Source organism: Salinivibrio sp. IB574, assembly GCF_001996205.1.
GTDB classification, from domain to species: Bacteria; Pseudomonadota; Gammaproteobacteria; order Enterobacterales; family Vibrionaceae; genus Salinivibrio; species Salinivibrio proteolyticus.
In genome coordinates this window covers 12,715-38,654 of sequence record NZ_MUFN01000033.1, presented here as the reverse complement: position 1 = coordinate 38,654, position 25,940 = coordinate 12,715, and the positions used below count along the sequence as shown (strand labels likewise).

Sequence of the window (25,940 nt, the reverse complement as noted above, 5' to 3'; positions counted from 1 at the left end):
CATCAAACACATAGTCAGCATCGGCCGGTAAGCCATGCTTAAAACCGAACGATTCAAACACCATCACCAAATCGCCACTGGCGCGGCCCAATACCAGTGAGCGCACCGACTCACTTAAGTCGTGAATTGAAAGCCCCGTGGTATTAATCACGCGGTCGGCATGTTCTTTGATGGGCGCCATTTGTTGCTTTTCGGCTTGAATGGCTTGCTCAAGAGACAGGTTTTGGCGCGACAGGGGATGCAAGCGGCGTGTTTCACTAAAGCGTTTAATCAGATCCTTGTCATCTGCATCCAGGTAGTACAAGGTGACATCGCACACTTCCCGCAACGCGGCGAGGGTGTCAGCAATAGGCTCATTCGCGTTAGGCAGGTTGCGAATGTCCAAGCTGACCGCAATTTTGGCTTCGGCATCTTCTTGCGACGTGACGAAGTCGCGCAACAGATTCACAGGGAGATTATCAACGCAGTAATACCCGAGATCTTCGAGCACCCGCAACGCCACAGATTTGCCTGACCCCGAACGGCCACTGACAATTTTCAGCATCATAATAGACTCCCGTCAGCCCTTACTCGTTATTGAGTCATGATATTGTACAGCTCTTGGTCCGAATCTGCATTGCGAAGCTGTCGGCATAGCTGTTTATCATTGAGCTTTTCGGCGATGGCCGAGAGGGTTTGGAGGTGGTATTTACACTGTTCGTCCGGAACGAGTAGCGCGAAGAGCAAATCAACGGGGCGCTTGTCGATAGCGTCGAACTCAATCGGTTCTGCACATTGCAACAGCACGCCAATAGCATGGTCACTGTCCGTGATGCGGCCGTGTGGAATGGCAATCCCTGAGCCGATACCTGTGGTGCCCAGCTTTTCACGACTTAGCATGCATTCAAACAATTGTTGCGCGTTGATCCCCAACTTGTCCGCAGCCACTTGGCTAATGATTTCAAGGGCGCGTTTCTTGCTGGAACAGTGGACGGCACTGCGCGTGCAGTCCACTGTGAGTACGTCTTTAAGTTCCATAGCTTAATGCTGTTTGAGCTTCTCTTTATGTTTACTCAATTGCTTGACCAACTTGTCGGTCAACCCATCAATGGCCGCATACATATCTTGCGACTGCGCTTTAGCATGAATCTCTCCATTGTTGACATGGAGCGTCGCTTCAGCAATTTGGTCGAGCTTTTGGACCGTCAACACAACGTGGACATTATTAATGTGCTCGAAAAAGCGCTCGAGTTTAGCAAACTTTGTATCCACATACTCGCGTATTGGTGGCGTGATTTCGACATGATGTCCGGTCAGGTTGATTTGCATACACATCTTCCTTCTGTTGAGGCGCCTAAAGCAGGCGCTTGCGCTGGTTTGACGGCGCAATACCGAGCGACTCCCGATACTTAGCGATGGTCCGTCGTGCAACTTTGATGCCTTGCTCAGCTAACAAGGCGGCAATTTTGCTATCACTGAGGGGCTTGTTGGCAGGCTCCGCTGCCACCAACTTTTTGATCAGGGCACGAATGGCTGTCGAAGAGCATTCGCCGCCATTGTCCGTGCTCACGTGGCTTGAGAAGAAGTACTTCAACTCAAAAATACCGCGTGGCGTATGCATAAATTTTTGGGTGGTGACACGAGAGATGGTCGACTCGTGCATGTCGACGTCCATGGCGATGTCGTTAAGCACCATGGGTTTCATGGCTTCTTCGCCATACTCAAAGAAATCTTGTTGATGTTCGACAATACAGCGGGCCACCTTCAATAAGGTCTCATTGCGGCTTTCGAGGCTTTTAATCAGCCACTTAGCTTCTTGCAAATGGGAGCGAATAAACTGACTATCTGACGGGCTACAGCCGTTACGACCATAAGCGGCATATTGCTCATTGACCTTAAGCTTAGGAACGCTATCTGGGTTGATTTGTACCACCCATTTGCCGTGGTGCTTAAACACGGAGACATCGGGGACCACGTACTCCGCTTCGTTGGTCACGATCAGATTACCCGGACGTGGCTCAAGACTATGGATCAGTTGCATCACGGCTTTCAGATCCGGCTCTTTTAGGCGGGTATCTCGCATCAGTTGACGATAATCGCGGTTGGCGAGCAAATCCATATGTTGGGTGAGCACGGTACGTGCCTCATCCAGCCAGGGCGTTTCTGGATTGTATGTCGCTAATTGGAGCAATAAGCACTCTTGTAGCGAGCGAGAGGCCACACCCAATGGATCAAAGTGTTGAACACGTTTTAATACGGCTTCCACTTCGTCAAGCTCAATCTCCTCACTGCCCAAGCTTTCTAAGATCTCATCAGTGGTGACTGACAGGTAGCCTTGATCGTCCACCGCATCGATGATCGCCAAGGCAATGGCTTGATCCGTCTCCGAGAAGGGGGTGAGGTCGAGCTGCCATTTTAGGTAGTCGTAAAGGCTTTCGGTGGTTTCACCTTGATACACGGGGAGCTCGTCGCCGCCCGAGGCAATGCCAGTACTGCCTGTTCCTGCGCTATAGACGTCATCCCAAGTGGTATCCACCGGCAACTCGTCAGGCATTTCGTTTTTCTCGAAGGCGTCTGAGGTTTCTAACGTGTCGGCGCTGGCGGTGGCGGTTTCCGTGGTGTCGTTATCATTTCGCTCCGCGGCTTCTTGTTCTTGACCCTCGTCTTGTTCCAACAGCGGGTTGGTTTCCAACGCTTCTTGGATCTCTTGCTGCAAATCTAGCGTCGACAACTGCAGCAGGCGAATAGCCTGCTGTAGCTGCGGTGTCATTGCGAGTTGTTGTCCAAGCTTGAGCTGAAGCGTGGGTTTCATAGGGGCGTTACACCTTTCCTTTTACAACGACCAATGAGGTTAAAAACGCTTGCTCTGAGATGCAGGGCAAGCGCTCTATTAATAACTATAGCCGTGATTGGCAGATTTTAGCGTGAGCGAGTCCACTATAGCTTGAACTGATCACCGAGATAGACACGTTTGACGTGCTCGTCATTCAGCACTTCATCAGGGGTGCCGTGCGCAATCAAGTGTCCTTGGCTGACAATGTAAGCATGCTCACAGACACTCAAGGTTTCACGAACATTGTGGTCGGTGATCAGCACGCCCAAGCCGCGATCGCGTAGGTGTTCGATGATCTTTTTAATGTCGATCACGGAGATCGGATCAACGCCTGCAAACGGCTCATCAAGTAAAATAAATTTCGGGTTAGCGGCGAGGGCGCGTGCAATTTCGACACGGCGTCGTTCGCCCCCTGACAGCGCCATGCCAAGGCTATCGCGGATATGCTGAATATTAAATTCATCCAACAAATCTTCGGCTTTATCTTGACGCTCCTCTTTGGTGAGGGATTTTCGTGTTTGCAGTACCGCCATCAAATTGTCGTAGACGGTGAGCTTGCGAAAAATTGAGGCCTCTTGCGGCAAATAACCGATGCCAAGACGTGAACGGTTATGCATCGGCTGAATGCTAATGTCTTGATCGTCGATAAAAATTGCCCCTTCGTCGCGAGCGACAAGACCGACGATCATGTAAAACGATGTGGTTTTACCTGCACCATTTGGGCCGAGTAGGCCGACGATCTCGCCGGATTTTACTTCCAGACTGACATCGGCGACGACTTTTCGTCCTTTATAACTTTTCGCCAAATTGGCCGCTTTTAACGTTGCCATAGGGCCTCTTATTGCGATTCTGACTCAGATGGGCTTTTGGTGGTCGGCTGCAAGATGGTTGTGACTCGCTTATTGCTGTCACTTTCTGCGACCAATTGCTGCTTATCAATTTGATAGGTGATCACATTGCCTTCGACTTGATTACCCGCCTGTTCCAGCATGGCATTGGTCGACATTTTCAAAAACTCGTTGCCCACTTCATAGCGCAACTTATAGGCTTCACCGTGCAGCTTTTTACCATCATCCATGGTCTGTTCGAAGGTCGCGGGTTTACCGAACGCTTCAATGGTTTCATCGCCTTCCTGGCCTTGAGGACGGATCACGACCAGCTTGTCGGCCAGAATTTTAATGCTACCTTGGGTCAGCACAACATCTTGGGTAAAGGTCACCGTGTTGGTGGCCATGTCCAAATGCTGGCTCTCAGATTCAATATAAATCGGTTGCTCTGTGTCACTACTCAATGCCAATGAGTAGTGCGAAAACAGCAACATGGCACCTGCCAGTGCTTTAACGAGGGGTCGTTTCATATCGGCCTTTAACATCGTTTAACAATTCCATCTGGTGGTTACCGAAGTTCCCTTTCACGCGTTGCCCTTCGGTTTGAAAGCCAACGCCAGTGATGGTGGTGGGACGGTCGGACCAAAAGTCTCGCGTGGTCAGGTCCAACGTCACGGTTTCGGTGGCTACCGAATGAATTTGTGCGTTCGGTAGCAAGTTAAAAATTCGCACTTTGCCTGTCATCGTTAGTATGTGCTTATCAGACAGCACCGCATAGTTAGCACTGATGCGCCACTCTTCGTCTTTGCCATTATGATAGGTCCACAAGACAGGCTCGTTAAAGTGGGTTTCATCAATATTGGCGTAGTGCTCTAAGTGCTCAGCGTCAACGGTATAGCTGCGTATCCCATCGGCGTTGTATTGAACGGTTTTAATTTTTTCACCGGTAAACAGAGGCTTTTCTGCGTCCGGCTCCACTTGTACTGTACGCTCCCAGACATGTTGAGAAAGCAGATAATAGCCGGTTAGGGCACACAGTACTATCAGCACCAGCATGCTGAGCCGCTGCATCATACGCTTAAGCCCTTATGCTGATCGAGCTCGCCTCGTGCTTCGAGGATCAAATCGCAGACTTCACGGACCGCGCCGAACCCACCACGGATTTGGGTCACTAGATCGGCACGTTGTTGTAATAGCGGGTGGCCGTCTGCCACACAGACCGCGAGGCCGACTTTTGCCATGACGGGCCAATCAATCAAGTCATCACCGATATACGCGGTGTACTCAGGGCTGACGTTGCATTGCTGACAAAGATCGTCGTACGCAGCTAGCTTGTCACTTTGTCCTTGATAGACATGACGGACACCTAAGGCGTTCATTCTATTTTCGACAATCTTAGACTGTCGACCTGTGATCACTGCGACCTCAATGCCAGCGTTCATCAAGGCTTTGATGCCGTATCCGTCACGGGTGTGAAAGGCCTTCAGCTCCTCGCCTTGATTGCCCATATACACGCGACCATCGGAGAAAACGCCATCGACATCGCAAATCAGTAGCTGGATCGTCGCCGCGCGTTCGAACAGGGTGGTGGCAACAGGGCCATATAAGGTGTCAGTCACAGGTGCGGACATTACATTACTCCGGCTTTCAAAAGGTCATGCATGTTGAGGGCGCCAAGAAGCTGGCCATTTTTCGCTACCAGTAGCCCGTTAATTTTACGCTCCTCCATGAGTTTGAGTCCTTCTGCCGCCAGCAGTTCCGGTTCAATGGTGATCGGGTTGGCGGACATCACCTCGCCAATAGCGGTGGTGTGTAAATCAATGCGTTGATCGAGTAAGCGGCGTAGATCGCCATCGGTAAAGACACCGGCCAACTGTTGCTCTGCATCGACCACGGCGGTCATTCCGAGGCCTTTTTCGGACACTTCCAGTAACGCATCGCGCACGGTGGCATTATCTGGCACCACGGGTAAACGCTCGCCTTGATGCATCAGATCGCTAATACGTAATAGTAGTTTGCGTCCTAGTGCGCCGCCCGGATGGGAGAGGGCAAAGTCATCGGCGGTAAAACCTTTTGCTTGCATCAATGCCATGGCGAGCGCGTCGCCCATCACCAAGGTGGCCGTGGTGCTCGATGTAGGCGCAAGCTTAAGGGGGCACGCCTCTTTGGGTACGTGAATATTGAGATGGACCTTGGCGAGTTGCCCCATACTCGAGTCGGGGTTGCCCGTCATACAGACTAACGGGATCCCGAGACGTTTAATCACCGGCAGTAAGGTAAGAATTTCACCGGCTTCGCCCGAGTTGGAAATGGCTAACACCACGTCGCCTTGATTGATCATCCCGAGGTCACCGTGACTTGCCTCACCCGGGTGGACGAAAAACGCAGGCGTTCCTGTGCTTGCAAGGGTAGCTGCAATCTTACGGCCGATATGGCCCGATTTGCCCATTCCCATCACCACCACTTTGCCAGTGGCGTTCAAGATTAATCGACAGGCGGCATCAAAATGCTCGTCAATCGCCGTTTTGAGTTGTGTAATCGCATCTTGCTCAATGGTAAGCACATCAAGCCCTGCGCGACGAAAATCAAATTCACTCATCACCGTGTCCGTTATGCAGCAGCGTTAACAAAGAGATAGCCTTGATAGGCGATATAACACATCAAAAAGATCGACCCTTCAATGCGATTGATACTGCGTGATTTGCCTAATGCGAAGATAAGTAGCATCACAGAGAGAACGAGCATGATGTAGTAATCCCGTCCCATTGCAAATTCACTAATTGGTGACGGGTTGAGCAAGCCTGGGATCCCCATCACCGCCAAGATATTAAACACGTTCGAGCCGATAATATTGCCGACAGCGAGATCGTCTTCCCCTTTCATCACGCCGGCAATCGAGGCGGCGAGTTCGGGCAGGCTGGTGCCGATAGCAATGATGGTTAAGCCAATCACCAAGTCGCTCATGCCAAAGTATTGGGCAATGGTGACTGCCGAGTCGACCACTTGATCGGATGACAACAATAGCAAAGGTAGACCGATTAAAATCCACATGACTGCTTTTAGATTACTGACATCTTGCGGAATGTCCGATTCCTGATCCGCCAGCATAGGATCGGTCCCGCCTGAGTCTTTGCCAATTTTGATCATGGCAAGGATAAACACCACGAATAAGACCAACAGGCCCACGCCTTCGAAAAAGCCGAGGTGGTTGTTCCACAAAAGAGCGCCGGCGAGCAAGGTGACCGCCATCATTAAGGGTAGTTCGCGGCGCAAAATGATAGAGCTAATCGACAAAGGCTTAATCAGGGCGGTAAAGCCAAGAATGAGGGCAATGTTGGCAATGTTTGACCCTAATACATTCCCCACCGCGGTGTCGGTTTTATCTGCAAGCGCGGCATTGGCCGATACCATCATTTCAGGCGCGGAAGAGCCCATGGCCAGAATCGTCATGCCGATCACAAGAGGAGAGACGCCGTAGTTTTTCGCGATCGCGGCAGCACCGAACACGAGTCGGTCAGCACTCCAAACCAGTAACACTAATCCCACAATAAGTATGGCAACCGCTTCTACCATGACACCTGTCCTTTGCGTTTTTTAATTGGCGTAAATGAGGTGCAATTCTGACGGCTAACGTGGCAAATGTGAAGCGAAAAGCCCCCACCATCGCCGTGAATGCGTCGCTTTTCATTCATGAACGGGAACTCGTTGGCACTTTTTCGGTCCATATAGGCCATTCTTCCTCGCTGAGCGGGTGAATGGCTATACTGCCATTATCAGGGCTATATCACGTCCTATCAGGCAGGGAGCGGGCGTTGCTTGTGTTAGCATAGGGGACGCCTTATTATCAGCCACTTAATTTTTATCCTATCTAACCATGAGAATGCGGCAATGGCAGCACAGAGCCTGATAGATATTAACGGGATGACATTCTCACGGGGCAGCCGGTGCATTTTCGATCATATTGATTTGCAGGTGCCGCGTGGTCAGGTGACCGCCATCATGGGACCATCTGGCATTGGTAAAACAACCCTATTACGTTTGATTGCTGGTCAGCTAAAGCCTGATGCCGGCGACATTGTTTTTGATGGCCACAATATTCCCACCTTAGGGCGTCGTCGTTTATTCGATGTGCGCCAACGGATGAGCATGTTGTTTCAATCTGGCGCCTTGTTCACCGATATGTCGGTGTTTGACAATGTGGCCTTTCCCTTGCGTGAGCACACTCAGTTGGATGAATCCCTCATTCATACCATTGTGATGTTGAAGCTCGAGGCGGTAGGGCTTCGCGGGGCGGCCGCGTTAATGCCCAGTGATCTCTCTGGGGGGATGGCCCGCCGTGCCGCACTGGCGCGTGCCATTGCCCTCGACCCAGAACTGATTTTGTTTGATGAGCCGTTTGTGGGGCAGGACCCTATTACCATGGGAGTCTTGGTCACCTTGATTCGCCAGCTTAACCAAGCCTTGGGCCTGACCTGCGTGGTGGTGTCCCACGATGTGCCTGAAGTGATGAGCATCGCGGACAAGGTCTATCTGTTGGCAGACAGCCGGATCATCGCCAGTGGCACCCCGCAATCGCTGCGTGATAATCAAGATCCTTGGGTCAAACAATTCCTCGAAGGGCACGCAGATGGCCCTGTACCATTCCGCTATCCTGCGGGTCAGCTAGAGCAGGAGATTTACCGGTGATAAAAACGCAGATTGCGGATGTGGGTCGCCGCGCGATGGGCGTGGCCGAGTCGATGGGACGCGCCACCTTTGTGATGACCGGCGCGCTGGTGGGCAAACCACAGCCGAGCAAGACCTTTCCGCTCTTGATTAAACAGCTTTACTCGGTGGGCGTTCGCTCACTGGCGATCATCATCGTATCTGGCCTATTCATTGGCATGGTGTTGAGTTTACAAGGCTATTTAGTGTTGTCCGACTTTGGTGCGGAAACCAGCCTTGGACAAATGGTCGCCTTGTCGCTGTTACGCGAATTAGGTCCGGTAGTAACGGCACTGCTGTTTGCCGGACGGGCTGGCTCAGCGCTGACCGCGGAAATTGGTCTGATGAAAGCCACCGAGCAGCTATCCAGCTTAGAGATGATGGCGGTTGACCCGCTTCGCCGCGTGATCGCACCGCGCTTTTGGGCCGGTGTGATTGCGATGCCGCTGTTGGCGGTGATCTTTATGCTGGTGGGTATCTGGGGCGGTGAGCTCGTCGGGGTAGACTGGAAAGGCATCGATCACGGTAGTTTCTGGTCTGTGATGCAAGCATCGGTCGATTTGGGTTATGACGTTGGCAACGCACTGATCAAAAGTGTGGTATTTGCTATCGCAGTGACTTGGATTGCCCTGTTTAACGGTTACGATGCCACGCCGACCTCGGAAGGTATCAGCCGTGCCACCACACGCACTGTGGTGCACTCTTCATTGGCCGTGCTCGGCCTTGACTTTGTCCTTACTGCACTCATGTTTGGGAATTAATCATGCAACAGAGTCGAAAAACAGAATTTTGGGTAGGCTGCTTTGTCATCGCCGGCATTGCAGCATTATTGGTGCTGGCGTTCCAAGTGGCGGATGTTCAACGTTGGGGACGAGCGGATACTTACACCTTAACCGCAGAGTTTGACAACATTGGTGGCCTGAAAGTGCGCTCACCGGTCAAAGTCGGGGGCGTGACCGTGGGTCAGGTGACCGCTATCTCGCTGAATGCAGAAACCTATGTGCCGAAAGTCACCCTACAGATTAACAGTAGTGCGGGATATTTCCCTGAGTCGAGCTCGGCATCGATTTACACCGCAGGATTACTCGGTGAGCAGTACATTGGTATTACGCCTGGGTTTGTCGATGAAGCATTAGGCATTGGCTACCTTGAAGACGGCGGTAAGCTAGAAGACACCAAATCCGCGCTGGTACTCGAGGACTTGATTGGACAGTTCTTGTATAGCGTGGGCGATAAGGAGTAATCAGATGAAAAAGGTTTTGATCACACTGTCATCAGCGCTGATCGTGTTTGTCGCCAGTGTCAGTTCGTTTGTGCATGCCAGTGAGCCGGTGGACCAAACCAACCCCTACCGGTTGATTGAGCAAGTGGCTGACAACACCTTTACTCGCCTGCGTAAAGATCGCACCTTGTTCCGCGCCGATCCGGATTTGCTGCGTGACGTGGTCAAAGACGAACTACTGCCCTATATCCACACCCGCTATGCGGCGTCGTTGGTGCTAGGTGCGCAGCATTATCGCCAAGCCACCCCCGAACAGCGTGATGCATTCACCGAGGCATTCACCGAATACATGATTGCCTCCTACGCACAAATCCTGCTCGAGTACGACAACCAAGATGTTAACGTGCAACGTGACCAAGCCATTGGTGATGACGACAAGATTGTTAAAGTGCGCGTGGATATCACCGATTCCTCACGTCCGCCGATTCGCCTTGATTTCAGCCTGCGTAAAAATACTCGGACAGGAAGTTGGCAAGCCTATGACGTAACGGCGGAAGGGGTGAGTATGATCCAATCTAAACAATCAGAGTGGAAAGCGCCGCTGCGTCGTGATGGCATTGATTCTGTGATTGAACAGCTCAAAGAACTGGCAGCAAAACCGATTCGTCGCGAGGATAAACAGAAACAGGGCGAGTCATGAGTGTCGAGTTAACTACCAGCGGCGGACAGCATTACCACTTGTCAGGACGGTTAGATCGTGACACAGTGCCCGCTTTTTGGCGCCAGCGTAGCCAGTGGCTACCCAATGATTCGGCGCTGAGCCTGGATTTAAGCGGGCTATCTCGCGTCGACTCTGCCGGCATGGCCATGTTGTTGCACTTGGATAAAGCCTTGAAAGAGAAAGGTCAGACCGTGCGCTACAGTGGCATGCCAGAGCAGCTCAAACTGTTGTTGACGCTAAGCAACATCGAGGCATTTTTTGACGATGCTGAGCATCAAGAAGGGGTTTAAAGGTGGAAGCGAGCGAAGTTAAAGCCATTTTAGACGCGGCTCTGTCACTAGACGAGCTGCACGTGAAAGGCGACGGAAGCCACTTTGAAGTGGTTGCCGTGGCAGAGATGTTCGACGGGATGTCGCGTGTGAAAAAACAGCAAACCATCTACGGTCCGCTGATGGAGCACATTGCGCGTAACGATATTCATGCTGTGAGCATTAAAGCGATGACCCCCGCAGAGTGGGCGCGCGATAAAAAGCTGATGCAGTTGTAAGAGGGTCAGATGCAAAAGTTTCGAGTGACGGGCAATGGCCCGCTTAAAGGTGACGTGGCCATTTCCGGCGCGAAAAATGCAGCTCTCCCTATTTTATTTGCTTCACTGTTGGCTGAAGAGCCTGTTGAAGTGGCCAATGTGCCTAAACTGCGCGATATCGATACCACTATGGCGCTATTATCGCGCCTTGGGGCAAAAGTCAGCCGCAATGGCTCTGTCCATGTCGATGCAAGCGATATCACGGAACTGTGTGCCCCCTATGACTTGGTTAAAACCATGCGTGCGTCGATTTGGGCGCTCGGCCCTTTGGTCGCACGTTTCGGAAAAGGGGAAGTGTCTTTACCCGGCGGGTGTGCGATTGGTGCCCGTCCGGTAGATTTGCACATTAACGGCTTAGAGCAACTTGGCGCCACCATCACACTCGATGAAGGCTATGTGCGTGCCACCGTCGATGGTCGTCTAAAAGGCGCCCACATTGTGATGGATAAAGTCAGCGTGGGTGCTACCGTCACTGTGATGTGTGCTGCCACCTTGGCAGAAGGCACGACCGTGATTGAAAACGCCGCCCGCGAGCCAGAAATTGTGGATACGGCGAAATTCCTCAACACCCTTGGGGCGAAAGTCAAAGGCGCAGGCACCGACCGGATTGAAATTGAAGGGGTTGAGCGTCTTGGCGGCGGCGTACATGCGGTGGTTGCAGATCGGATTGAAACCGGTACCTTCTTGGTGGCCGCGGCGGTTTCAGGCGGTCATATTGTCTGTCGCAATACCTCACCGGATTTACTCGAAGCCGTGCTTCATAAATTAGAAGAAGCTGGCGCTAAGGTCACCACAGGCGATGACTTTATCGAGTTGGATATGACCGGTCGCGAACTGAAAGCGGTGAATGTACGTACCGCGCCGCATCCGGGCTTCCCAACCGACATGCAAGCACAGTTTACCTTGCTGAACTTGGTGGCAAAAGGGACCGGGATTATTACCGAAACCATCTTCGAGAATCGCTTTATGCATGTGCCTGAACTGCAACGTATGGGCGCACATGCAGAAATAGAAGGCAACACCGTGGTGTGTGGTGATTGCGATAGCCTCAGTGGCGCGCAAGTGATGGCCACCGATCTGCGTGCCTCGGCAAGCTTAGTGATTGCTGGATGCATTGCCAAAGGCGAAACCGTGGTGGATCGCATTTATCATATCGATCGCGGTTATGAGCGTATCGAAGATAAACTGCAAGCGCTGGGCGCGAAAATCGAGCGTATTGACGGCGAGTAAGCGCGTCGTGCGATAGATTAACGAAAAAACGCCAGCCTTGATTGGGCTGGCGTTTTTGTCTTTGTGAGGCGTCAGCGTGTGCTAACGATGCGTTGCCGTCGACTATTCGTCGCTGTCTGGCTCGTTCCCGACCGTCACCGGCAGGGTTAAACTCTCCCCATCGCGAATAAGGGTAATCGAAAGCGTTGTGCCAGGACGCGCATCGGTGACGATATCCATTGCTCCACGGGCACCTTTAACCGGTTTGTCGTTAATTTTAATGATCAAATCCTGCGGCTGAATTCCCGCCTTTTCTGCCGGTCCGCCTTTATCCATGTCCGCCACCATTACGCCGCGCTGTTGCTCGGCATCAAGCAAGCGCGCCATCACTGGATTGACGTCACGACCATCGATACCAATGTAGCCTCGGATCACGCGCCCATCAGCAATTAATTTATTCATGATCTTTTCGGTTAAGCGATAGGGAATGGCAAAGGAAATCCCGTAGGTTTCCAGATCGGTTGCCTGCTGAAACGAAGCGGTGTTGATCCCTACCAGCTCACCGCGGCTGTTCACCAACGCGCCACCGGAATTCCCACGGTTAATCGCGGCATCGGTTTGCAGAAAGTCTTGGCGGCCATAAAAGCTCATCCCAGTGCGGCCCGTGGCGGAGATAATGCCGTACGTGGTGGTTTGTCCGAGGTTATACGGGTTACCAATCGCAAGAACGGTATCGCCAACGGCAGGTTGATAGTCTTGGTTGACCGGGATCACGGGTAAGTTTTCAGCCGGGATTTTCAGTACCGCCAGATCCGTGCGTTGATCTTTACCGACCATTTGCGCGGTAAAAATACGGCCGTCTTGCAGTGCAACAATCACCTGATCCGCTTTGGCGACGACGTGATAATTGGTGACCACATAGCCTTTGGCGCTCATGATCACGCCTGAGCCAAGTCCTTGGGTATTGAGCTGCAAACGGTCGCCGCGAACGTAATTGCGGGTATAAATATTCACCACCGCGGGAGAGGCGCGCTTGACCGCATAACTGAATGAAACCAGTTCAGGCTGTTGGACGTCATCAAAATCGGGCAAGGATGAAACACTAAAAAGGCCTGAGCGTAGATCAGGCACCGCAACCAAAATTAGGGCGGCAGTGAATAAGCCAATAAGCGTGGAGCGAACCAATAGTGCCAGCATAAATAATGCTATCCTCAACGAAGCCAACTGCGAGGCTAGAGGATAGCATTGCAACAATCGTTTGTGGAAATGCTAAGCGGTGAGCTTTGTACAAAAAATGCCTGCCAAGTGGCAGGCATTGTGCGTAATGCAAAGGCGGGATTAACGGATCACTAAATACAAGGAGCCGTTGTCTCGAGCGATATTCAGAGCCAGCACATTCGGCTTGTCTTCCAAAATCTTACGTAAATCACCGAGGTTTTCGACCTTATGTCGGTTCACCCCGACAATCACATCCCCTTCGCGCAGCCCGTAGCGCGCAGCCAAAGACCCTTCCGCGACCGCAGCGACTTCTACACCGGCAGGATCGCCATCATGGTTTTTCAGCTCAGCGCCTTTCAATGCCTTATGCAGGTCATCGGCTTTGGCTTGCGTCTGGCTCGCTTCTTTCAGTGTGGTTTTGGCCGTGATGGTTTCGCCATCTCGGATCACACCCAGCTCAACGTCTTTGCCTGCGCCCAAGGTCGCGATTTTTGCGCGTAGCTCGCCAAAGGTACGGATACTCTTACCGTTGACCGAAACAATAATGTCGCCGGCTTTTAAGCCAGCCTCTTCGGCGGCAGAGTCTGGCATCACTTGGCTTACAAACGCACCATGTTTGGTGGCAAGGCCAAATGCATCTGCCAACTCAGAGGTCAGCTCACGGCCGGTCACGCCCAGCATGCCGCGGCGTACCGAGCCATATTCGAGAATTTGGTCGACCAAGCTTTTCGCCATGTTGGCTGGGATGGCAAAACCTATCCCAACGTTGCCACCATTGGGGCCTAAAATCGCGGTGTTGATACCAATCAGCTCACCATTTAGGTTGACCAAAGCGCCGCCAGAGTTACCGCTGTTAATCGCGGCATCGGTTTGAATAAAGTTTTCAAAGTTTTCTAAATTCAAACCACTGCGTCCGAGCGCAGAGATAATCCCTGAGGTGACGGTTTGACCCAGTCCAAAGGGGTTACCAATCGCGACGGCAAAATCACCGACGCGCAGTGCGTCTGAGTTAGCCAGTTTGATTGCGGTGAGGTTTTTCGCAGCGTCATCTAGTTGCAGCAGGGCAATGTCTGACATCTCATCGCTGCCAATTAGACGAGCGTCATATTCACGGCCGTCTTGCAGCTGGACGCGAATTTGGTCGGCGTCGTCAATCACATGATGGTTGGTAACAATGTAGCCCTTGTCCGCATCGATAATGACGCCAGAGCCTAACCCGCGGAATGGGCGCTCTTGGACTTGCTCAGAAGGCATGTTGGGGCCAAAGAAAAAACGAAACGCTTCAGGAACACGTTGTTTCGAAACTTTATTACCCTCGACAGCGATACTGACCACGGCAGGAGAAACTTTCTCAAGCATTGGCGCTAAGCTAGGCATGGTTTGACCGCTCACCGCTTGAGGAAGTGCCGCATGGCTAGGAAGAGGAGAAAATGCCGCGCCAAGGGTCAACGCGGCAACACTAATCGCTAGTAAAGACTTTTTCATCATAGACTCACTCCGATTGTCCGAGTATGGATAAGAGTGGGGCCTATCTTAAAAAGTTCAATCCTTGATCAACTCGCGCGCGTCTTTTCTTCCCCTTTCAATAGCCCAGAGCCAGTGTCAGAGTAATCGCGTGGCGGTTGGTCGCTGTCAGTGGTTTCTTTAATCTCGGTGATCTTGCCCAAGCGCTTCGCAAAAGGATTATCTTGCTCGGGTAAATTAGGCATCAGATCGGAAGACGTTTTTGCCATATGCTGGTACAGCTTGCTGTAATCTTTCGAGATGGTATCGAGCAGGTCAGCACTTTGGGCGAAATGATCGACCAATTCTTGGCGATATTGCTCCAGCTCGTAACGTGACTTTTCCAGCTCCCTTTTTAAATCTTTTTGTTGTTTGAGGTCACGCGTAGTCATGCGGGCTATTAAAAAGCCAACCGCTACGCCGATGATGAGAAAGATCAGGCTATTAATCCAGGCCATAACTGCTCCTTGTAGTCACAAGTTGACCAACCACAGATACCATTTTCCCGCCTAAAAAGACAAGCGAAACGCGTCTGCTTGCTTCAACTTTAGCGCACTGTATTGAGAAAGGTGAAGGTTGGTGATTGCTGCTCACTATACATGGCAATCGTCTGACGTGGTACTATCAAGGCAGGCGAATAACACGAGGCTTTCAAGGAATGACGCCGCTCGAACATTATAATAACGATCTGACCCAAAACGATTTTATCGAAGACCCCGCACAGCGCATGGCCGTTGAGAAACTCGATGCGCTCTACCACCGCTTACTGYACACACCTGTGGTTGCGCCTAAGCCAGACAAACGTGCATGGCTACCATGGCGTAAATCGACTCCTGAGCCGGTTACACCGGTCAAAGGGCTTTATTTTTGGGGCGGCGTCGGACGCGGTAAAACCTATCTGATGGATACCTTTTTCCATGCGCTGCCCTTTGAAAAAAAAATGCGCATGCACTTTCACCGGTTTATGCATCGGGTACACCAAGAGTTAAAAGCGTTAGATGGTGAGGCCGATCCGCTTTGGCAAATCGCGGACAAATTTGCCCAAGAGACGCGCGTTTTGTGTTTCGATGAATTTTTTGTCTCTGATATCACCGATGCGATGATCCTCGGCACCTTAATGGAAGCCCTGTTTGCACGCGGTATCACGCTGGTGGCCACGTCAAACATTGTGCCAGACGAGTTATATCGCAACGGGCTTCAGCGACAGCGGTTTTTACCTGCGATCGATTTAATCAATCAGCATTGCGAGGTGGTGAACGTTGACTCTGGGGTGGATTATCGTCTTCGCACCCTCACGCAAGCAGACATTTTTCATCACCCCCTGGGGGACAGTGCCCGTGCCAAAATGGACGACTACTTTCGTAAGCTCAATGGCGAGGGTGGGGTGCGCGATGATGTGATTGACGTGAACCACCGCGCGCTGCAAACCATCGAAAATGGTGATGGTGTCGCGCATTTTAGTTTTGCTGAGCTGTGTCAGTCCGCACGTAGCCAAACCGATTACATGGAATTGGCGCGTTTGTATCACACGGTATTGCTGGCCGATATGCCACAACTTCAGGCTAATCAAGAAGATGCCGCCCGCCGTTTTATTGCCCTAGTGGATGAATTTTACGAGCGTAACGTTAAGCTGATCATTTCTGCGGCGGTGCCGATGGACAGCCTCTATGCAGGCGAGCGATTGCGGTTTGAGTTTGAACGTTGTCAGTCACGCCTTATCGAGATGCAAAGCCACGAATACCTTGCATTGGCGCACTTACCATAGGCTGTCGCGCACCTGTTGGCGCTTTGCGCATCAAGCGATTGCTAAACAATAACCAGTTGCGCATTTTGGTGGGATTTTTTTTGAAAAAGAGGTGATTTTTTCTCCACTCTTCCCTATAATCCCGCAACCCACCGTTACTGTTGAAAGGCTTAGGCCGAGGGTACCACCACTCGAAGGGGTGTTGTATGGACTCTTAACAGTGGGAGCTTCGGCTCCTTAAGTGAAACTTATTAAATCGGGTAATCATTAGCATGAAAACTTTCGTTGCTAAACCAGAAACTGTAAAACGCGACTGGTACGTTGTAGACGCTGAAGGCAAAACTCTGGGCCGTCTGGCTACTGAAATTGCATCTCGTCTGCGTGGTAAGCACAAACCAGAATACACCCCTCACGTTGACACCGGTGACTACATCGTTGTTATCAACGCTGAGAAAGTTACTGTAACTGGCCGCAAAGCGTCTGACAAAATGTACTACAGCCACACTGGCTACGTAGGTGGCATCAAGTCAATCAGCTTCGAGAAGCTGATCGCGCAAAAACCTGAGCTGGTTATTGAGAAAGCCGTTAAAGGCATGCTGCCTCGCGGTCCTCTAGGTCGTGCGATGTACCGTAAACTGAAAGTTTACGCGGGTTCTGAGCACAAGCACGCGGCACAACAACCGCAAGTACTAGACATCTAAGAGGAATAWAGCAATGGCAGAACAATACTACGGCACTGGTCGTCGCAAAAGCTCCGCAGCTCGTGTATTCATCAAGCCGGGCAGCGGTAACATCGAGATCAACAAGCGTTCTCTGGACACTTACTTTGGTCGCGAAACTGCTCGCATGGTTGTTCGTCAGCCACTAGAGTTGGTTGAGATGATCGACAAGCTGGACCTGTACATTACCGTTTCTGGTGGTGGTATCTCTGGTCAAGCGGGCGCTATCCGTCACGGCATCACTCGTGCACTGATGGAATATGATGAGTCTCTACGTCCTGCACTACGTGCAGCTGGCTTCGTGACTCGTGACGCGCGTAAAGTTGAGCGTAAAAAAGTGGGTCTGCGCAAAGCACGTCGTCGCCCACAATTCTCGAAGCGTTAATTTACGCCCGAGCAATATTTGCCTCAAAAAGCCTGGTGGTTACACCGGGCTTTTTTTATTTTTGCACCAAACGGCTTACAAATATATTTCCTTTCAAAACAGCGTATAAGCACGCATTTTCCAACATTTCTATTACCCTTTCCTTAATTCTGTGCACACCGCTCACATTTGTTACAAAAAGGTAGCTTTATCTTGTCAAAAAGTAGGGTTTTCTCTATCATCTAGCCGACGTAATAGCAGCTAAGATTTAATCGAACTGATCCCGGTCAGCCGTTATTACATATTCGTTTTTGAGTTAGCCGTACGCTCCATGGACGCAAAGGACACAATAAAAATCCAAGCGGGAGCACATGGGAGAATGTTGGATGAGCAATGCGCCAGTGAATACCGGCCGACGCCGTTTCCTGACTGCGACGACGTCAGTTGTTGGCGGTTTAGGGGCCGTAGCAGTTGCCGTGCCTTTTATTAAGTCCTGGAACCCAAGCGCCAAAGCAAAGGCCGCGGGTGCGCCAGTTGAAGTCGATATCAGTAAACTGCAAGACGGCCAGATGATCCGCGTCGAATGGCGAGGAAAGCCTGTATGGGTGGTCCGTCGCAGCCAAGCAATACTCGAAGAGTTGTCTACGTTTGAAGACAGACTTCGTGACCCCGCGTCTGAGCAACCTCAGCAGCCAGGGTATGCAACCAATCAAACCCGTTCTATCAAGCCAGAAATCTTTGTTGCGGTTGGTATTTGTACCCACCTTGGTTGTTCACCAACCTATTTGCCAGACAGCTTTAGCGAGCAGGTGAGTGGGGTGAAAGCCGGGTTCTTCTGCCCGTGCCACGGTTCCAAGTTTGATATGGCCGGACGCGTATTCCAAAGTGTTCCAGCGCCGCTTAACTTGGTGGTGCCGCCTTATATGTTCTTGGACGACAAGCGCATACTCGTGGGACAAGATGAGGGGAATGCGTAATGGAAAATTTCCTGAACTGGGTTGAAAAACGTATTCCAGCGATGAATGCGTACCGTAAACACATGACCGAATACCCTATGCCGAAGAACTTTAACTTCTGGTATATGTTCGGTGTGTTGGCCATGATTGTTTTGGTTAACCAAATTCTTACAGGGATTTGGCTAACCATGAACTATGTGCCGTCAGCAGAAGGCGCGTTCGCGTCGGTTGAATACATCATGCGTGATGTGGAATACGGCTGGCTGCTCCGCTACATGCACTCCACCGGGGCCTCGGCCTTTTTCGTGGTGGTGTATCTGCACATGTTCCGCGGGTTAATTTACGGCTCGTACCAAAAGCCTCGTGAACTGCTGTGGCTGTTCGGTATGTTGATTTTCTTGGTGCTAATGGCCGAAGCCTTTATGGGCTATCTGCTGCCATGGGGTCAGATGTCATACTGGGGCGCGCAGGTTATCATTTCTCTGTTTGGTGCCATTCCGGTTATCGGTGACGACCTCACCCTGTGGATCCGTGGTGACTACGTCGTCTCTGGCGCAACATTGAACCGCTTCTTTGCGCTGCACGTGATTGCGTTACCGATTGTGCTGCTGTTGCTTGTTGTGCTTCACGTACTGGCACTGCACGAAGTGGGCTCAAACAACCCAGACGGTATCGATACCAAACTGCCAAAAGGCAAGATGGGTGACGATTACCAGTCACAGTTTAAGTTCCACCCTGACTACACCAAGAAATATGACATCATCGATTCGATCCCTTTCCACCCTTACGGGACGGTGAAAGATCTGATTGGTATCGGTGTGTTCGGCATCTTGTTTGCCTACGTCATTTTCTTTAACCCTGAAATGGGCGGCTATTTCCTTGAGCCACCTAACTTTGAAGCGGCGAACCCGCTGAAGACGCCTGAGCACATTGCCCCGGTTTGGTACTTCACGCCTTTCTATGCGATTTTGCGTGCGATTCCAGACAAACTGATTGGGGTTATCGCCATGGGTGCATCGATTGTGGTGCTGTTCTTGTTGCCATGGCTTGACCGCTGTCGCGTGCGCTCATACCGCTACCGCAGCAAGTTGCACTTGGCGAACATTGTGCAATTCGTGATTGCCTTTATCGCTCTGGGCATTCTCGGTGCGTTGCCTGCGACGCCAACCTATACCTTGCTGGCGCAGATCTTCAGCTTCTGTTACTTCATGTTCTTCGTGCTGTTGTTCTTCTACAGCAAAAATGAAGCAACAAAACCGCTACCAGAGAGGGTGACATTCAAATGAAAAAATGGATTGTAATGTTATGCGCGCTGTTGCCCTCTTTGGCGATGGCCGCCGGTGGTAATGTTCATTTGGACGATGCCAACAACGACTTAACGGACAAAGCCTCATTGCAACGTGGTGCCAAGCTGTTTATGAACTACTGCTTTGGTTGTCACGCCACGCAATATCAGCGCTATCAGCGTGTGGCTGAAGATCTCAACATCCCGAAAGACTTGATGGAAGATAACCTCATCTTCGACAAAAACGCCAAGTACGGGGATTTGATGAAAAACGCCATGTCGCAAGAATCGGGTGCCAAATATTTTGGTGCCCCAGCGCCAGACCTCACCTTGGTGGCGCGCGTGCGTGGTGTCGATTGGCTATACACCTATTTGCGTTCGTTTTACGYTGACCCTTCTCGTCCATTTGGCGTGAACAACGTGGTCTTCCCTAACGTCGGTATGCCACACGTGCTCGAAGAGCTACAAGGGACACCGCGTAAGGTTTACGATCAACGTATGGTTGACGGTAAAATGGTTGAAGAGTTCGTTGGCCTAGAGTCTGATGGCAACGGCGAGCTCAGCTCCGGCGAGTACGACAATGCCGTGCGTGATCTGGTTAACTTCCTTGAGTATGCCGGCGAGCCTGTGAAGTTAGAGCGCCAGCAACTAGGTTGGTGGGTGATTGGCTTCTTCGTGATATTCCTTATCTTGGGTTACCTACTCAAGAAAGAATATTGGCGCGATGTGCACTGATCGGTTAATCTAGTGTGTTGCTAATCCGCAATGGGGACGCTTTGTCCCCATTGCTTTCTATTGATATTGAACATCCTGGAGGGGTTGATGGCTGTTGCTGCCAATAAACGCTCGGTGATGACGTTATTCTCTGACGCATCTGATCTCTATAGTCATCAGGTACGCATCGTCCTCGCAGAGAAAGGTGTCAGTGTAGAAATTGAGTTGGTAGATCCGAACAATCTGCCAGAGGACTTGGTTGATCTGAATCCTTATAACTCTGTTCCGACCTTGGTGGACCGTGAACTTGCGTTGTATAACGCAGACATCATCATGGAATACTTGGATGAGCGTTTCCCTCACCCGCCATTGATGCCAGTTTACCCTGTTGCGCGTGCGCAAAGCCGTTTGATGATGTATCGCATCAAACGTAACTGGTATACCTTGGTTGAAAAGATCAGCCACGGTAGTGCTGATGAGGCCGACAAGGCACGTAAACAACTGCGCGAAGAGCTACTGGCACTGGCGCCTGTGTTTGCGGAAAGCCCGTACTTCTTGAGTGAAGAGTTTAGCCTTGTTGATTGCTATCTTGCACCACTGCTGTGGCGTTTGCCTGTTCTGGGCATTGAGCTGGCAGGCCCAGGCTCTAAAGAAGTCAAAGACTACATGACGCGTCTGTTTGAGCGTGATTCATTTCTCGCCTCACTGACAGAAGCTGAACGTGAAATGCGACTAACGGGTCAATAATGTCTACATCAGAATTCTCGATGACACCACGCCGCCCTTATTTGGTGCGTGCTTTTTATGATTGGTTACTCGATAACGAGCTCACTCCGCACATGGTTGTTGATGCAACCTTGCCGGGCGTGCAGGTGCCGTTTGATTATGTCAAAGACGGTCAAATCGTTCTCAATATCGCGCCACGCGCGGTTGGTAACCTTGAGCTGGGTAACGAGTTCGTCAGTTTCAATGCCCGCTTTGGCGGACGTCCACAACAGGTCAATGTACCGATGGCGGCCGTGATGGCATTGTATGCTCGCGAAAACGGCGCCGGCACCATGTTTGAAATGGAGCCTGCGTATGCCTCGCCAGAAGATGAAGAGATGGCATCGGGAGCCTTTGATGAACTGAACATCGATGATGACGAGCCATCGTTGGTGTCGGTCGATAGCGTCGACGATCCGGAAGCGTTGCCACAAGGCGAAGAGGATGAGATCCCAACCGCCCCGGCGAAAAAAGGGAAACCGACCCTGACTGTGGTGAAATAACCGATCTCATCGCTGTTTATTGAAACAGCCCGATCGCTTGATTAGAAAAGCCAGCATTAAGCTGGCTTTTTTTGTTGCCCTTGATATTCCTCACCAAGGGCTAGTCGGCACGGATAACGAGTGCTTAGTGATTTTCGGTCATGATCTCGCGAGAGAAGACCTTTTCACAGTATTTGCAGCGCAGTTTGACATCTTGCTGCTCGGTTAACACTCGAAAGCTACTGACCACTGCAGGCTCACCGTGCGTGATACAGTTACTGTTCGGACAGCGGAACACGCCTTGAATCACCTCTGGTAATGTCAGCGGCAGCTTGGCGACCACTTGATACTCTTCGATTTGATTCACCGTCGCTTGTGGCGCATAAAGTGCCAGCTGGCTGGCTTGATCTTCGCTGATCACCACGTTTTCAATTTTGATCAAATCCTTGCTGCCGAGCGCGGAAGAGGGCAAGTTCAAGCCAATGGTGATCCGCTCTTCACTGCCATGCATCTGAAACAGGTTGAGGATCTTAAAGCCAATGTGCGCTGGAATATGGTCAATCACAGTGCCGTTGCGAATCGCTTCTACTTGTAGTTTGCTATCAGTGTTCATTAGGCGACTCCTTCCACTTGTTCATTTAACACCAAGGCCAATAGTGCTTCGCGCGCGTAGACGCCATTTTCGGCTTGCTCAAAGTAATACGCGTGCGGGGTTTTATCGACATCCACGGTAATCTCATCCACCCGTGGCAGTGGGTGCATCACTTTCATATTGGGTTTCGCATCACGCAACATGGCAGCGTTTAGGATAAACGCAGCTTTGATATGGGCGTATTCTGACTCATCGAAGCGCTCTTTTTGCACACGGGTCATGTACAGCACATCTAACTCAGGCACCACTTCTTCAATACTGCTATGCAGGCTGTAAGGGTGGCCCGCCGCGGTGAGCTCATCGAGCAAATACTCGGGCATGGCGAGCGCATCGGGGGCGATATAAAAGAAACGGTTCCCTTCAAACTTGGACAAGGCTTGAGTGAGGGAGTGTACGGTACGGCCATACTTCAGATCGCCGACCATGGCAATGTTGAGGTTATCCAGACGACCTTGGGTTTCATAAATGGAGAATAAATCCAGCAAGGTTTGGGTCGGGTGCTGGTTCGCGCCGTCGCCGCCATTCACCACAGGCACACCTTCCGAAAACTCTGAGGCCAAACGGGCCGCGCCTTCTTTTGGATGACGCATCACAAAGCCATCCACATACGATGAAATCACACGCACCGAGTCAGCCAAGGTTTCACCCTTTTTACCTGATGAGGTATTGCCGCCATCGGGAAAGCCAATCACCGAGCCGCCTAGGCGTTGAATGGCCGTTTCAAACGACAAGCGTGTGCGGGTGGAGGCTTCAAAGAAGCAGCTGGCAATCACCTTATTTTTTAGCAGCGTCGGGTTAGGGCGTGCCTTGAGTTCGCCCGCCGTGGCAACGATTAACTCCAGCTCGTCGCGGCTGAGCTCGGGAATGGAAATAATGTGTTTGTTATACAGGGTATTGGCCATAACGCGAGTCCCTTTCTTTGCAGTGTGCTACAGGCAAAAAAAAACCTCCGAAACGGAGGTTTTTACGATCACGACCAATGCGGGTGCTGTCCCCCTGAGGGGCGGATAGCGCGCTGTTTGTGGGAGGAATAACAAACATATCGACTGGCCGTGTAATGAAATCTGGCCGAATTATACGCGCCTTTTTGTGGGGTGCAAGCAAAAGTGCAATCGTTTACGCCTGTGGTTTTACGAGTGTGGCGACCATCACAGCCTTGATGGTATGCATGCGATTCTCTGCTTGATCAAAGACGATCGACTGCGCAGATTCAAACACCTCTTCAGTCACTTCTAGGCCATTTAATCCATATTGTTCAGCCACTTGCTTGCCCACTTGGGTCTCATCATTATGGAACGCGGGCAGGCAGTGCATAAATTTTACCTGAGGGTTTTGTGTCGCTTGCATCAAGGCTGGCGTTACTTGATAAGGCGTAAGCGCGGCCACTCGTTGTGCCCATGCCGACTCGGGCTCGCCCATCGATACCCAAATATCTGTATACACAAAATCACAGCCTTCCACCGCGGCAGTCTCTTCACTTAAGGTGATCGACGCGCCAGTGCTGGCGGCAATATCTTGGCAACGCGCAACCAAACTCTCTTCGGGCCAATAAGCTTTGGGTCCAATCAGACGTACATCCATTCCCATTTTAGCGGCCCCAACCAGCAAGGAATTGCCCATGTTATTGCGCGCATCCCCCAAATAGGCAAAGGCGATTTGATTAAGCGGCTTGTCACTGTGATCTTGCATGGTGAGCAGATCAGCAAGGACTTGGGTGGGGTGAAAGGTATCCGTTAGTCCATTCCAAACCGGCACGCCCGCGTAGGCTGCCAAGGTTTCCACTACATCTTGCCCAAAACCGCGATACTGAATGCCATCGTACATTCTTCCCAGCACGCGCGCGGTATCTTTGATGGTTTCCTTATGGCCAATTTGCGTACCACTTGGGCCGAGATAGGTCACCTGTGCGCCTTGATCAAACGCAGCAACCTCAAAGGCGCAACGCGTGCGCGTCGAGGTTTTCTCAAAAATCAGCGCAATATTCTTACCCTTTAGACGGGCAACTTCTTCACCATTGGCCTTCGCCGCTTTTAACATCGCAGCGTCGTCCACCAAATCTTGGATCTGCGACGGGGACAGATCTAACAGAGTGAGCAGTGAGTGTTGGTAGAGGTTGCTTTTCATATCTATCCCTGTTTATGGCTTATTTGTGAATATAAAACCAATAAAAATGTTTAATTATTCTTTTGGATAGTAAGGGGAGAGACGATGGGATGCAAGCCTATTGCCCCACGAAAGCGCAACATGTTGACCAAAAATCTATCATTCTGATGTTTTTCTGACCGGGGGAGGGCTTTTTAAACGACAGCTGACACGCCTAAAAAACCGGCGACAAACTCCGCGCGCCTTTTACCAAGCCATAGCGTCTCAATGACAGAACACCGCTGGCATCGCGAGATACTGATTTTGTCCTCAAGGGCAACGACAAAAACGAAGGAGAAAGTGATGAAAGCACACAACAAAGCACTCACCCTAAGCGCATTGATGATGATGGTTGGTTTAGCCGGCCCTGCTATGGCAAACGATGAGCCAATGCAGCCAGAAAACGGACAGCCTGCTGTGACCTGCCCAGACGGAAGCACCGACTGTGATACCCAGCCGATGCCAGAAGAAGACAACAGCACTTGGCCTGCTGAAGAAGAGAACACTTGGCCAGCCGACGACACCAGCCAAGACCCTGCGATGCAGTAAGGCGAAGACAACCTAAGTAAGCAAAGCGTGAGTGCCGCCACATTGGCGGCGCTTGTTTTGGCTTTACCGCGCTAAGTGCTCAAAAAGCATACTGAATTCACCCCCCTTACAGCTAGACACCCTGTCGGGCATCCCCTATAATCCCAACCCACTCGGCCCCTTAGCTCAGTGGTTAGAGCAGTCGACTCATAATCGATTGGTCCCCAGTTCAAGTCTGGGAGGGGCCACCAGTCATAGAAAGGCCTGAGAGGTTAGTAACCACTCAGGCCTTTTGCTTTTTATTTTGCTGTGTAGCATATATGTAGCAAATTAATCGCTCTTAAACGTCCTTTGGATTCGCACTCTCCACCTGCCATACCCATTCTCAGGTTCGATATTAGTGATAGCTCGCTTAAGCACAGCTTTCGAACAGTCCGCCTTTTGTACCCATATCACAAAACATGTGCCATCTAACATTTTGGATAACAGCGCACGAAAACCCACACACGGCTTGATACACTCATCTACAAATTTGCCAATATGATGGCTTGTTAGGTGCCGACAACTGATCGGCGGTAGCATGGCTAAATACTGGATGCTTAACCAGCTTATCGGCTAGAGACAGCCAAAAGCGTGCACGCTTATCTGCGACCGATTCACACTATCCCAGAATGGATGATTAAAAGAGTCTATAAATCATGCGGTTATAGCTTGACGCTTGGGGATAGTGTGAATTCCTGAGTAGAGATAGGCGGCATGCACACTTTCGCGGAAGAGCAATATCCGT

32 protein-coding genes and 1 tRNA gene are annotated in these 25,940 nt (G+C 51.2%); 17 read left to right on the top strand and 16 right to left on the bottom strand.

Annotated elements, in window-relative coordinates:
* The 10 genes from BZJ17_RS14335 to BZJ17_RS14290 form a co-directional block, all read right to left on the bottom strand.
* A partial coding sequence (locus BZJ17_RS14335; RefSeq protein ID WP_277868806.1) for an RNase adapter RapZ occupies positions 1–547 on the bottom strand: 547 nt, incomplete at its 3' end.
* Between the two features lie 26 nt (positions 548–573).
* On the bottom strand, positions 574–1,017 hold the full coding sequence (ptsN, locus tag BZJ17_RS14330) for a PTS IIA-like nitrogen regulatory protein PtsN (RefSeq protein WP_069588129.1): 444 nt from the start codon (positions 1,015–1,017) through the stop codon (positions 574–576).
* Between the two features lie 3 nt (positions 1,018–1,020).
* Positions 1,021–1,308, bottom strand: coding sequence for a ribosome hibernation promoting factor (gene hpf / locus BZJ17_RS14325; RefSeq protein ID WP_069588127.1), 288 nt, complete (start codon positions 1,306–1,308; stop codon positions 1,021–1,023).
* 25 nt (positions 1,309–1,333) lie between these two features.
* On the bottom strand, positions 1,334–2,791 hold the full coding sequence (locus tag BZJ17_RS14320; RefSeq protein WP_077641159.1) for an RNA polymerase factor sigma-54: 1,458 nt from the start codon (positions 2,789–2,791) through the stop codon (positions 1,334–1,336).
* Between the two features lie 125 nt (positions 2,792–2,916).
* On the bottom strand, positions 2,917–3,642 hold the full coding sequence (gene lptB, locus BZJ17_RS14315) for an LPS export ABC transporter ATP-binding protein (RefSeq protein WP_069588123.1): 726 nt from the start codon (positions 3,640–3,642) through the stop codon (positions 2,917–2,919).
* A gap of 8 nt (positions 3,643–3,650) precedes the next feature.
* Positions 3,651–4,169, bottom strand: a complete 519-nt coding sequence (lptA, locus tag BZJ17_RS14310) for a lipopolysaccharide transport periplasmic protein LptA (protein WP_069588205.1) — start codon at positions 4,167–4,169, stop codon at positions 3,651–3,653.
* A complete protein-coding gene (gene lptC / locus BZJ17_RS14305) occupies positions 4,150–4,713 on the bottom strand; it encodes an LPS export ABC transporter periplasmic protein LptC (protein WP_077456370.1) in 564 nt (187 codons plus the stop codon). Before lptC ends, lptA begins: the two co-directional genes overlap by 20 nt.
* A complete protein-coding gene (gene kdsC / locus BZJ17_RS14300) occupies positions 4,710–5,270 on the bottom strand; it encodes a 3-deoxy-manno-octulosonate-8-phosphatase KdsC (RefSeq protein WP_077641158.1) in 561 nt (186 codons plus the stop codon). Before kdsC ends, lptC begins: the two co-directional genes overlap by 4 nt.
* Complete coding sequence (locus BZJ17_RS14295) at positions 5,270–6,238, bottom strand: KpsF/GutQ family sugar-phosphate isomerase (RefSeq protein ID WP_077641157.1); 969 nt, start codon at positions 6,236–6,238, stop codon at positions 5,270–5,272. Before BZJ17_RS14295 ends, kdsC begins: the two co-directional genes overlap by 1 nt.
* A gap of 11 nt (positions 6,239–6,249) precedes the next feature.
* Positions 6,250–7,212: a calcium/sodium antiporter gene (locus tag BZJ17_RS14290; RefSeq protein ID WP_077641156.1), complete on the bottom strand. Its 963-nt coding sequence runs from the start codon at positions 7,210–7,212 to the stop codon at positions 6,250–6,252.
* Between the two features lie 315 nt (positions 7,213–7,527).
* Between BZJ17_RS14290 and mlaF the strand changes: the two genes are divergently transcribed.
* The 7 genes from mlaF to murA are packed head-to-tail and all read left to right on the top strand — an operon-like array spanning position 7,528 to position 12,102.
* Positions 7,528–8,325: a phospholipid ABC transporter ATP-binding protein MlaF gene (mlaF, locus tag BZJ17_RS14285; RefSeq protein WP_077456374.1), complete on the top strand. Its 798-nt coding sequence runs from the start codon at positions 7,528–7,530 to the stop codon at positions 8,323–8,325.
* Positions 8,325–9,104, top strand: coding sequence for a lipid asymmetry maintenance ABC transporter permease subunit MlaE (gene mlaE, locus BZJ17_RS14280; RefSeq protein WP_175418646.1), 780 nt, complete (start codon positions 8,325–8,327; stop codon positions 9,102–9,104). Before mlaF ends, mlaE begins: the two co-directional genes overlap by 1 nt.
* A 2-nt stretch (positions 9,105–9,106) precedes the next feature.
* Positions 9,107–9,586 carry an outer membrane lipid asymmetry maintenance protein MlaD gene (mlaD, locus tag BZJ17_RS14275; protein ID WP_077479454.1) on the top strand — a complete coding sequence of 160 codons (480 nt, stop codon included), beginning with the start codon at positions 9,107–9,109 and terminating at the stop codon, positions 9,584–9,586.
* Between the two features lie 4 nt (positions 9,587–9,590).
* On the top strand, positions 9,591–10,265 hold the full coding sequence (gene mlaC / locus BZJ17_RS14270) for a phospholipid-binding protein MlaC (protein WP_077641155.1): 675 nt from the start codon (positions 9,591–9,593) through the stop codon (positions 10,263–10,265).
* Positions 10,262–10,576: an STAS domain-containing protein gene (locus BZJ17_RS14265; protein WP_077456378.1), complete on the top strand. Its 315-nt coding sequence runs from the start codon at positions 10,262–10,264 to the stop codon at positions 10,574–10,576. The genes mlaC and BZJ17_RS14265 overlap by 4 nt, the downstream gene beginning before the upstream one ends.
* 2 nt (positions 10,577–10,578) lie before the next feature.
* A complete protein-coding gene (gene ibaG, locus BZJ17_RS14260; RefSeq protein ID WP_077456380.1) occupies positions 10,579–10,833 on the top strand; it encodes a BolA family iron metabolism protein IbaG in 255 nt (84 codons plus the stop codon).
* A 9-nt stretch (positions 10,834–10,842) separates the two neighbouring features.
* The gene (murA, locus tag BZJ17_RS14255) at positions 10,843–12,102 is read left to right on the top strand and encodes a UDP-N-acetylglucosamine 1-carboxyvinyltransferase (protein WP_077456382.1); all 1,260 of its coding nucleotides are present in this window, start codon (positions 10,843–10,845) and stop codon (positions 12,100–12,102) included.
* 102 nt (positions 12,103–12,204) lie between these two features.
* On the opposite strand, the gene degS is transcribed toward murA, so the two are convergent.
* From degS to zapG, 3 genes are all read right to left on the bottom strand, one after another.
* Positions 12,205–13,278 carry an outer membrane-stress sensor serine endopeptidase DegS gene (gene degS, locus BZJ17_RS14250; protein WP_077641154.1) on the bottom strand — a complete coding sequence of 358 codons (1,074 nt, stop codon included), beginning with the start codon at positions 13,276–13,278 and terminating at the stop codon, positions 12,205–12,207.
* 141 nt (positions 13,279–13,419) lie between these two features.
* On the bottom strand, positions 13,420–14,784 hold the full coding sequence (locus BZJ17_RS14245) for a Do family serine endopeptidase (RefSeq protein WP_096630720.1): 1,365 nt from the start codon (positions 14,782–14,784) through the stop codon (positions 13,420–13,422).
* 68 nt (positions 14,785–14,852) lie between these two features.
* Positions 14,853–15,260: a Z-ring associated protein ZapG gene (gene zapG, locus BZJ17_RS14240; protein WP_077641153.1), complete on the bottom strand. Its 408-nt coding sequence runs from the start codon at positions 15,258–15,260 to the stop codon at positions 14,853–14,855.
* A gap of 200 nt (positions 15,261–15,460) precedes the next feature.
* Between zapG and zapE the strand changes: the two genes are divergently transcribed.
* From zapE to sspB, 8 genes are all read left to right on the top strand, one after another.
* Positions 15,461–16,567 (top strand): cell division protein ZapE, encoded by a 1,107-nt coding sequence (zapE, locus tag BZJ17_RS14235; protein ID WP_077641152.1) that lies wholly within the window; start codon positions 15,461–15,463, stop codon positions 16,565–16,567.
* Between the two features lie 251 nt (positions 16,568–16,818).
* Entirely contained in the window at positions 16,819–17,247 is a 429-nt protein-coding gene (gene rplM, locus BZJ17_RS14230; RefSeq protein ID WP_077456388.1) for a 50S ribosomal protein L13, read from the top strand.
* A 13-nt stretch (positions 17,248–17,260) separates the two neighbouring features.
* On the top strand, positions 17,261–17,650 hold the full coding sequence (gene rpsI / locus BZJ17_RS14225) for a 30S ribosomal protein S9 (protein ID WP_069588094.1): 390 nt from the start codon (positions 17,261–17,263) through the stop codon (positions 17,648–17,650).
* Between the two features lie 365 nt (positions 17,651–18,015).
* Positions 18,016–18,606, top strand: coding sequence for a ubiquinol-cytochrome c reductase iron-sulfur subunit (petA, locus tag BZJ17_RS14220; RefSeq protein ID WP_069588092.1), 591 nt, complete (start codon positions 18,016–18,018; stop codon positions 18,604–18,606).
* Positions 18,606–19,871, top strand: coding sequence for a cytochrome bc complex cytochrome b subunit (locus tag BZJ17_RS14215; protein WP_069588091.1), 1,266 nt, complete (start codon positions 18,606–18,608; stop codon positions 19,869–19,871). The genes petA and BZJ17_RS14215 overlap by 1 nt, the downstream gene beginning before the upstream one ends.
* Positions 19,868–20,605 carry a cytochrome c1 gene (locus tag BZJ17_RS14210; RefSeq protein WP_077641151.1) on the top strand — a complete coding sequence of 246 codons (738 nt, stop codon included), beginning with the start codon at positions 19,868–19,870 and terminating at the stop codon, positions 20,603–20,605. The genes BZJ17_RS14215 and BZJ17_RS14210 overlap by 4 nt, the downstream gene beginning before the upstream one ends.
* A gap of 87 nt (positions 20,606–20,692) precedes the next feature.
* Positions 20,693–21,331 (top strand): stringent starvation protein SspA, encoded by a 639-nt coding sequence (sspA, locus tag BZJ17_RS14205; RefSeq protein ID WP_069588088.1) that lies wholly within the window; start codon positions 20,693–20,695, stop codon positions 21,329–21,331.
* Entirely contained in the window at positions 21,331–21,852 is a 522-nt protein-coding gene (gene sspB / locus BZJ17_RS14200) for a ClpXP protease specificity-enhancing factor (protein ID WP_077641150.1), read from the top strand. Before sspA ends, sspB begins: the two co-directional genes overlap by 1 nt.
* A gap of 124 nt (positions 21,853–21,976) precedes the next feature.
* On the opposite strand, the gene pyrI is transcribed toward sspB, so the two are convergent.
* The 3 genes from pyrI to argF form a co-directional block, all read right to left on the bottom strand.
* Positions 21,977–22,444, bottom strand: a complete 468-nt coding sequence (gene pyrI / locus BZJ17_RS14195; protein WP_069589977.1) for an aspartate carbamoyltransferase regulatory subunit — start codon at positions 22,442–22,444, stop codon at positions 21,977–21,979.
* On the bottom strand, positions 22,444–23,385 hold the full coding sequence (pyrB, locus tag BZJ17_RS14190; protein WP_069589975.1) for an aspartate carbamoyltransferase: 942 nt from the start codon (positions 23,383–23,385) through the stop codon (positions 22,444–22,446). The genes pyrI and pyrB overlap by 1 nt, the downstream gene beginning before the upstream one ends.
* A gap of 214 nt (positions 23,386–23,599) precedes the next feature.
* Positions 23,600–24,607, bottom strand: a complete 1,008-nt coding sequence (argF, locus tag BZJ17_RS14185) for an ornithine carbamoyltransferase (protein WP_077641149.1) — start codon at positions 24,605–24,607, stop codon at positions 23,600–23,602.
* A gap of 321 nt (positions 24,608–24,928) precedes the next feature.
* On the opposite strand from argF, the gene BZJ17_RS14180 reads away from it, so the two are divergent.
* Both BZJ17_RS14180 and BZJ17_RS14175 read left to right on the top strand, forming a co-directional pair.
* On the top strand, positions 24,929–25,174 hold the full coding sequence (locus BZJ17_RS14180) for a hypothetical protein (RefSeq protein WP_077641148.1): 246 nt from the start codon (positions 24,929–24,931) through the stop codon (positions 25,172–25,174).
* A 154-nt stretch (positions 25,175–25,328) separates the two neighbouring features.
* Positions 25,329–25,404: transfer RNA gene (locus BZJ17_RS14175), tRNA-Ile, on the top strand.
* The last annotated feature ends 536 nt before the right edge of the window (positions 25,405–25,940 follow it).